2 protein-coding genes are annotated in these 3,734 nt (G+C 70.7%); both read left to right on the forward strand.

Annotation, left to right across the window (positions count from 1 at the left end; genetic code table 11):
* Nucleotides 1–32: 32 nt before the first annotated feature.
* Nucleotides 33–1,343: a beta-ketoacyl-[acyl-carrier-protein] synthase family protein gene (locus tag ELR45_RS13395; protein WP_129666764.1), complete on the forward strand. Its 1,311-nt coding sequence runs from the start codon at nucleotides 33–35 to the stop codon at nucleotides 1,341–1,343.
* A 236-nt stretch (nucleotides 1,344–1,579) separates the two neighbouring features.
* The coding region (locus ELR45_RS13400; RefSeq protein ID WP_165367746.1) for a beta-ketoacyl-[acyl-carrier-protein] synthase family protein at nucleotides 1,580–3,734 on the forward strand (2,155 nt) is incomplete at its 3' end.

Genomic DNA, 3,734 nt, shown 5'->3' on the forward strand with positions numbered 1-3,734 from the left:
GAGCTCTGGATGGTCCCGGCCGAGGAGACGCGATGACGACGCGAGCCACTGCGCGGCGCGCGTCCCGGGGAGGACGGGTCGTGGTGACGGGCATCGGCCTGCTGACCGGGCTCGGCACCGGCCACCGGGAGAACTGGGAGCGGATGGTCACCGGAGCGTCGGCGATCGAAGGGCTGCGCGGATTCGATCCGAGGTCGCTGAGGACCCGTATCGGGGCGGAGATCCTGGACTTCGATCCGAACCGGTACGCGAACCGCCGCACATTGCGCAGCACGACCCGGGAGGACCAGCTGGCACTGGCCGGCGTCTCGCTCGCCGTCGACGACAGTGGCGTCGACCTCGAACGAGTAGACGCGGAGCGGCTCGCCGTGTTCCTGGGCGGCAACAAGGAGATCTCCAAGCCGCAGCATCTGATCGACGGCGCTCTCTCGGTGCGTGATGAGGACGGGCGGGCGAGCGAACGGGTGCTCGGCGAACGGATGGAGTCGAGCTTCTACCCGCTGTTCTACGTCGACGGATTGCAAGCGGCGGCGTTGTTCTACGTGTCGCAGCGATACGGCGCGAAAGGCGCAAACGCCTATTTCCACGGCACCGCGGACTCTGGGGCCACCGCGATCGGCCGCGCGTACCGATCGATCCGTCGTGGCGAGTCGGACGTCGCCGTGGCGGGTGCCTTCGACACCGGCGTCTCGTTCTGGGTGATGTCCAAGATGGACGGGCTCGGGGTGCTGAGCGACCGCAACGAGCTCGGCGCGGGTGCCTTCAAGCCGTACGACCGTGAACGCAGTGGCTCGGTGCTCGGCGAAGGCGCCGCGATCGTCGTGCTGGAGGACGCCGAGGCAGCGGCGGCCAGGGGTGCCACCGTGTACGCGGAGCTGTGCGGTGTCGGGTCCGCTTTCGACACCGGGGCGATGGTGACGCCCGAGCCGTCTGGAGAAGCCCTGAGTGCGTCGATGGTGGCGGCCATGCGCGAGGCCGGTGTCAACCCAGAGGGCCCGGACTACATCGCGACCCACGGGTGCGCCACCCGGCTCGGCGACGCCAGCGAGAGCGCCGGCATCCGCGCGGCGTTGGGCGGCGCGGCCGATCGGGTGGTGGCCAGCAGCGTGAAGCCGGCGACCGGACATCTGGTGGCCGCGGCCGGCGCGTTGAATGTCGCGGTCTCGGCGCTGGCGATCCACCACGGGACGGTCCCGCCCACGATCAACCTGGACGACCCGGACCCGGACTGCGACCTCGACTGGGTGCCGGGCGAGGCACGGTCGCGGCCGGTCCGGACAGCTCTCGCCTTGGCGCGCGGTCTCGAGGGCCAGAACGTCGCTCTTGCGCTGCGGGCGGTATGAGTGATGAGTCGCCTCATTGGTCTTGGGTTGCTCGGGTCTGTGGCCCCAGTAGGGGTGGGGAGGGACGAATTCCCGTCCTCGCCCGCGGCGAGGTCGTCGCTGCGCTCCTCCCACGCCGATGCCCGAGCCTTCCCTGGCCGGGAATTCGTCCCTCCCCACCTTCTCTGGGCACCTCGGCTGGGCCCAGATATCTGGATGACTCTTTCCCAACCGCTACGAGGACAAGGAGCAACGTGATGGCGCATCACGAGAATGACGACGGGGCCGTCACGCGGGTGGCGGTCATGAGCGTGGGAGCGGTGACCGGCCTCGGGCTGACCGCCGACGAGCTCTGGTCGGGTGCTCGGGACGGCAGAGTGGCGATCGGGCCGGTACAGGGGCTCGACCTGACTGGATTCTCGACCAAGGTCGGCGCCGAGGTGCGCGACCTGCCGGAGACCTCGCACCGGTACTCACGACCTGACGACTTCCGGGACCGGGTCTTCGAGCTGGCGCTGCACGCGGCCGACGAGGCGGTGAACGGGGCCGGTGCGCTGATCGAAAGGGTCGGCTGGCAGCGGTGTGGTGTGGTGTATGGCACCTGCAACGCGGGGCTGCTGTCGGGGCGGGAATGGCTTGCCCGGTTGGATGCGGGCGAGAAGCCGGATCCGCGGCTGGCGGCGATGATGCCGCCGCAGGCGACGGCGGAGGCACTCGCCGGGGCGTTCGGTTGGGGCGGGCCGGTGCTGTCGGTCAACACGGCCTGCGCTTCTGGGGCGAATGCGATCGGCTGGGCCGCCGACCTGATCCGGTCCGGCCGGGCAGACGTGATCCTGGCCGGTGGCGCGGATGCGTTTTCGGACGTGCTGTATGCCGGCTTCCACTCGCTCGAGGCGTTGTCGCCGGTGCCGGCGCGGCCGTACTCGGCTGAAAGGCAGGGGCTCTCCCTGGGTGAGGGCGCGGCCTTTCTCGTGTTGGCCAGCGAGGCGGTCGTCGACGCGTCGTATGTGAAGGCGTGGGTGGGCGGCTATGGCATCTCCGCTGACGGTTACCACCCGACCGCACCGAGGCCGGATGGGTCCGGGGCGAGCCGGGCGATCGCGCAGGCGTTGACGATGTCCGGCCTAGAGCCTGGGGGCGTCGGCTACGTCAACGGACATGGGACCGGGACGGAGAAGAACGACGTCGCCGAGACCCGGGCCATCCGGAGCGCGCTCGGGACCCGGGCCGATGAGATACCGGTCAGCAGCACCAAATCGGTCATCGGGCACCTGCTGGGTGCGGCCGGTGCGGCCGAAGCCGTGGTCACCGTGCGTGCGTTGGAGGAGGGCACGGCCCCGCCCACCGCGTCGTATGCGGGCTCCGACCCGGACTGCGACCTCGACTACGTCCCGCTCGACCCGCGCCCGATGGAGGCCGAGGCCGCGGTGTCGAACAACTTCGCCTTCGGGGGGTCGAACGCCAGCGTCACCTTCCTGCGGGCCGAGTCCGGCGTCCGGCCGCCGGTGCCGGAACTCGACGATGTGGTCGTCAGCGGTCTGACGGTTCTGGGACCGTTCGGAGAGGGTGCCGAGGCTGCGGCCGACACCGTGGCCGCCGGGGCGGCTGTACCGAATGACGCGCGCGGACGGGTCGCGACGATGGAGATCGACCCGGAGCCCTATCTCACCCGCAAGGCGCGTCGCCGTATGGACCGGATGACCGTCGCCGCGATCGTGACGGCGGCCAAGGGATTGGCTGACGCTGGACTGGAGCTGGGAGAGGAACCCTCCGCTGAGGTCGGTGTCATCGTCGGCACGTCTGCCGGTCCGGTGGAGTCGATGGCCAGGTTCACCCGTGGTGTGCTTGCCGAGGGCGCAGTCGGCGCCGATCCGGCCGTCTTTCCGAACACGGTCTACAACCAGCCTGCCGGACAGGTGGCACAGCACCTCGGGCTGCACGGCCCGACCTCGACCGTCTCGGCCGGGCACGCTTCGGGGGCCGCCGCGATCGCGTACGGGTACGAGCTGATCCGCACCGGCCGGGCGTCGGCCATCGTCTGCCTCGCCGTGGACGTCGTGGACGAGCTTGTGATCCGCGCCTATGACGACCTCGGGATGCTGTCCCATCGAGCAGGCGACCACCGGTTCGCGCTGTCAGACGCGGCGGTCGCCGTCGTGCTCGAGCCGGCCGGCTCGGTGTCCGCGCGGGGTGGACGCGCACTGGCCGAGGTCGCGGGATACGGCTGTGCGTCCCGGGTCCGTGCCGGGCATCCACCGTGCGACGTACGGGGCTCGGCGGCGGAGCGTGCCTCACGCCAGGCCATGGCGACGGCCGGGGTTGCGCCCGGCGAGATCACGGACCTGTGGTCAGCGGCGTGCGGCCTGGACATGGTCGACCGCGCCGAACAGGCTGCGATCGGCCGGCTCTTCC

Origin of the sequence: Phytoactinopolyspora endophytica (assembly GCF_004138495.1) — a bacterium.
GTDB lineage: Bacteria > Actinomycetota > Actinomycetes > Jiangellales > Jiangellaceae > Phytoactinopolyspora > Phytoactinopolyspora endophytica.

Bases quoted from the DNA above. Each gene is read 5' to 3' on its own strand.
- ELR45_RS13395 (WP_129666764.1), top strand. From the start codon at position 33: ATGACGACGCGAGCCACTGCGCGGCGCGCGTCCCGGGGAGGACGGGTC.